A 4,040-nucleotide genomic window follows, 5' to 3' on the forward strand; every position below is an offset into this window, starting at 1 on the left:
CCCGGCGGCCCCGGCCACCGCCTCCCGGGGGGAGTTGCCGGTCCGGGCGCTCACCGGTTCGGTCCCCGCGACCGGGTTCGCCCGGCACATCGTCGACGATCTGGGCCGGTACGGTCCGGTCAACCTCCTGGCCGGCGACCTCGACGAGTTGTGGTGGGCGTCCAACCGCTCCGGCCGGGGGCCGCTGCGGCTGGACACGGGGGTCCACGGACTGTCCAACGCGGCGCTGGACACCCCGTGGCCGAAGGTCGTCGGCGCGGTGAGCGACGTCACGGCGCTGATGGGGTCCGGGACGATCTCGGGTCAGGACTGGTCGGGCCCCCTGCTCGACCTGCTCGCCGATCCCCGCAAGGCACCGCTCCGGCACCTGCCGCGCACGGGGGTCCCGCTCTGGCATGAGTGGCGCCTGTCGTCGCGGTTCGTCCGGATCGGCCGGTGGTACGGGACCCGGTCGACGACGGCGGTGCGGATCGACGAGCACGGCACGGCTGATGTGGTCGAGCGCACCTGGGACTCCCGGGGACGCGCCGCGGGGACGGTCACCACGAGGATCTGAGTGGAGCGCAGATCCGTGCGGTGGCCGCCCCCCGGGAGACGATCGCGTCGGTGCGTGAGCCGTGGCCCGTGGCCCTTCTAGCCCACGGTCCAGGTGTTGCTGCCGTCGAGCAGGGCCTGGAGGTCCGACGGGGCGGTCTCCTTGGCGGCGGCGACCTGGGCGCGGGCCTGGTCGTCGTAGGTCTCGCGCTGGACCTGCCGGATGATCCCGGTGACGGTGTACTCGAGATCCTGGCTGGACAGGTTCGCCAGCGCGTGCGCGTAGGAGGGGTCCTCGGCATGGGCGTCGTGGACGACGATGTCGGCCTCGTCGACCTCGGCGGTCGCCGCGACCTTCAGCGAGAACCCGGAGCGGACCACGCAGTGCTGGCCCTCGTCGCCGAAGATGATCTTCTCGCCGTGGCGGACCCCGATGAGGTGGTTTCCGGCGTCCTCCTTGCGCAACAGGTCGAACGACCCGTCGTTGAAGATCGGGCAGTCCTGCAGGATCTCCACGAAACTGGTGCCGCGGTGACGGGCGGCGGCGTCGAGGACCTCGGTCAGCCCCTTGCGGTCCGAGTCCAGGGCGCGGGCCACGAAGCTCGCCTGGGCGCCGAGCACCAGAGACAGCGGGTTGAACGGGTGGTCCAACGAGCCCATGGGGCTCGACTTGGTGACCTTGCCCGACTCCGAGGTGGGCGAGTACTGGCCCTTGGTCAGCCCGTAGATCCGGTTGTTGAACATCAGGATGTTGAGGTTGACGTTCCGGCGCAGGGTGTGGATCAGGTGGTTGCCGCCGATCGACATGGCGTCGCCGTCACCGGTGACCACCCATACCGACTGGTCGGGACGGGCGGTGGCCAGGCCGGTCGCGATCGCCGGGGCGCGCCCGTGGATCGAGTGCATGCCGTAGGTCTCGAGGTAGTACGGGAAGCGGCTCGAGCAGCCGATCCCGGAGATGAACGTGATGTTCTCCCGCTTGAGACCGAGCTTGGGCAGCAGGGCACGGATGGTGGCCAGGATGACGTAGTCGCCACACCCGGGGCACCACCGCACCTCCTGGTCCGAGGTGTAGTCCTTGGGCTTCTGCGGTGCGTCGCTCTTGGGGACGGAGGCCAACGCGTCCAGGGGCAGCGGGCTGCCGACGAGTCCGGTTTCGGTGGTGGTCATGGAAGTCCTCTCCTCGCTCGCGGGTCAGCGGGTTCGGTTGGCGGTGGTGGTGCCGGTGGCGGTGTGGCCGATCCGCCGGTGACGCGCGGCGGGCTCGCCGGTCGTGGTGATGACCCCGTCGAGCGCCAGCCGGTACTTGTCGTGCTCGGTGTGGGTGAGCCGACCGGCGAACTCCGCCTCGATGGCGGTCTGCAGTTCCTCGGCCGAGAACGCCATGCCGTGCACCTTGGTGATGGGCTGGATCTGCGCCGGGAAGCGGGCCTTGAGCAACATCGCGAGCTGGCCCAGGTTCATCTCCGGGACGAGCACCCGGTGGTACCTGGCCAGCACCTCGCCGATGTTGTCGGGCAGCGGGTTGAGATGTCGGACGTGCGCACGGGCCACGCGGTGCCCGTTGGCGCGGGCGCGACGGACCGCCTCACCGATGGGGCCGTAGGACGATCCCCAGCCCACCACCAGGACCTCGGCATCGCCGGACGGGTCGTCGACCTCGAGGTCGGGTACGTCGATGAGCGCGATCCGCAGGGCCCGGGTGCGGGTCATGAGGTCGTGGTTCTCCGCCGTGTAGGAGATGTTGCCGGTGCCGTTGGCCTTCTCCAGGCCGCCGATGCGGTGCTCGAGACCCGCCTCACCCGGTATCGCCCAGTCGCGAGCCAACGTCTCCGGGTCGCGGGCGTACGGCAGGTAGTCCCCGGCGGCCTCGGTGTCACCGTCCGCGCCGGTCGCGGGCGCGGTGGCGAGGTTCTTCTCGATGGCCGGCAGGTCGGCCACGTCGGGCAGGAGCCACGGTTCGGAGCCGTTGGCGATCGCGCCGTCGGACAGCACGATGACGGGGGTGCGGTAGGTGACCGCGATCCGCGCCGCCTCCCGGGCGATCTCGAAGCAGTCCGAGGGCGACTGCGGGGCGATCACCGCGACGGGCGATTCCCCGTTGCGCCCGAACAGCGCCTGCAGAAGGTCCGACTGCTCGGTCTTGGTGGGCAGCCCGGTCGAGGGGCCGCCGCGCTGGACGTCGATGATCACCAGCGGCAGCTCGGTCATCACGGCTAGGCCGATGGCCTCCGACTTGAGCGCCAGACCGGGGCCGGAGGTCGAGGTGACCCCCAGCGCCCCGCCGTAGGACGCGCCGAGGGCGGCACCGATTCCGGCGATCTCGTCCTCCGCCTGGAAGGTGGTCACGTCGAACTGCTTGAGCTTGCTCAACTCGTGCAGGATGTCCGAGGCGGGCGTGATGGGGTAGGTGCCCAGGAAGACCGGCATGTCCGCCGACCTGCCCGCGGTGACCAGGCCGTAGGCCATCGCCGTGTTGCCGGTGATCTGGCGGTAGCGACCCTTGGGCAGCTGGGCCGGCTGGATCTCGTACTCGGAGGCGAACGCCTCGGTGGTCTCGCCGTAGTTCCAGCCCGCCCGCAACGCCAGCAGGTTGGCCTGCAGGATCGTCGGCTTCTTCTTGAACTTGTCGCCCAGGAAGGTCTCGATCGAGTCGACCGTGCGGCCGTACATCCAGGTGAGGAGTCCGAGCGCGAACATGTTCTTGCAGCGCTCGGCGTCCTTCTTGCCCACGTCCACGGACTCGACCGCACCGATGGTCAGCGTGCCCATGGCCACCTCGTGCACCTGGAACGCCTCGAAGGCGGGGGAACCGAGCGGGTTGGACTCGTAGCCGACCTTGGTGAGGTTGCGCTTGGTGAACTCGTCGGAGTTGACGATGAGGATGCCACCGGAGGGCAGGTCGTCGATGTTCGCCTTGAGTGCGGCCGGGTTCATCGCCACGAGCACGTCGGGGCGGTCCCCGGCGGTGAGGATGTCGTAGTCCGCGATCTGGATCTGGAAGCTCGACACCCCGTGGATCGTGCCCTGGGGGGCCCGGATCTCGGCCGGGTAGTTGGGCTGGGTCGCCAGGTCGTTGCCGAAGGCCGCCGCCTCCGAGGTGAACTGGTCACCGGCGAGCTGCATGCCGTCTCCGGAGTCGCCCGCGATGCGGATGACCACCTTGTCCAGCTTGGTCTTGGACGCATTGCCCACCGCTGCTGACCTCCGTTGTGTCTGAGATGATCGGGGCTGGTCGTGACTCCCGTACGGCCACCGACGGTACGCCGGTTCGGGCGCGACTCGTCACCCCGACGGAATTGGAAAACAGTAACACGTTCCAGTTCGGCGTGGTTCCCGCTTGTGCCCACCATAGACCGGTCTGTCTATCGGTGCCAATCCGGCGTCGTGTCGAACGCCCTTCTGCTGCTCGTGAGGGGTGTCCGTGACCGGGGACGACGACGAACCGACCCGATGCGACGCGTGACAGATATATAGGGAGGCGGCTGTGCACCTTCCCGGGTCGG

At 69.4% G+C, this 4,040-nt stretch carries 3 protein-coding genes; 1 reads left to right on the top strand and 2 read right to left on the bottom strand.

Annotated elements, in window-relative coordinates; genetic code table 11:
- On the top strand, window positions 1-556 hold a 556-nt coding region (locus tag G6019_RS09390; protein WP_182627485.1), incomplete at its 5' end, for an NRDE family protein.
- Window positions 557-633: 77 nt separating this feature from the next.
- Here G6019_RS09390 and G6019_RS09395 read toward each other — a convergent pair.
- Complete coding sequence (locus G6019_RS09395) at window positions 634-1,704, bottom strand: 2-oxoacid:ferredoxin oxidoreductase subunit beta (protein ID WP_182612919.1); 1,071 nt, start codon at window positions 1,702-1,704, stop codon at window positions 634-636.
- Between the two features lie 24 nt (window positions 1,705-1,728).
- Entirely contained in the window at window positions 1,729-3,729 is a 2,001-nt protein-coding gene (locus tag G6019_RS09400; protein ID WP_156607083.1) for a 2-oxoacid:acceptor oxidoreductase subunit alpha, read from the bottom strand.
- Window positions 3,730-4,040: the final 311 nt, after the last annotated feature.

Origin of the sequence: Dietzia sp. DQ12-76 (assembly GCF_014145045.1) — a bacterium.
Lineage (GTDB): Bacteria > Actinomycetota > Actinomycetes > Mycobacteriales > Mycobacteriaceae > Dietzia.

Excerpts from the sequence above, each read along its gene's own strand:
- G6019_RS09395 (WP_182612919.1), bottom strand. The coding sequence starts at position 1,704 with ATGACCACCACCGAAACCGGACTCGTCGGCAGCCCGCTGCCCCTGGAC.